General features: G+C 67.3%; 1 protein-coding gene. It reads left to right on the top strand.

All coding sequences use genetic code 11. The annotated features are described in order from the left end of the window. Positions 1–355 (top strand): acyltransferase domain-containing protein (locus N5079_RS35215; protein ID WP_261588555.1); only part of this gene is annotated, 355 nt, incomplete at both ends.

Genomic DNA, 355 nt, shown 5'->3' with positions numbered 1-355 from the left:
TCCCACCACGGTCACCGGACACTCCGCCGGCGCCCTCGCAGCCGCCCACATCGCCGGCATCCTCGACCTCAACAACGCCACCACCCTCGTCGCCACCCGCGCCCACCTCATGTCAACCCTCCCCACCGGCGGCACCATGATCGCCATCCAAGCCACCGAACAAGAAACCACCCACGCCCTCATCCCCGGCGCCACCATCGCCGCCATCAACACCCCAACCAGCACCGTCATCTCCGGCGACACCACCGCCGTCCAACAAGTCGCCCAACACTTCCGCGACCAAGGCCGCAAAACCCGCCAACTCCCCGTAAGCCACGCCTTCCACTCCCACCGAATGGACCCCATCCTCAACGCC

It is taken from the genome of Planotetraspora sp. A-T 1434 (genome assembly GCF_025420585.1).
Lineage (GTDB): Bacteria > Actinomycetota > Actinomycetes > Streptosporangiales > Streptosporangiaceae > JAOEGB01.
This window is presented reverse-complemented; position numbering and strand designations above follow the sequence as displayed.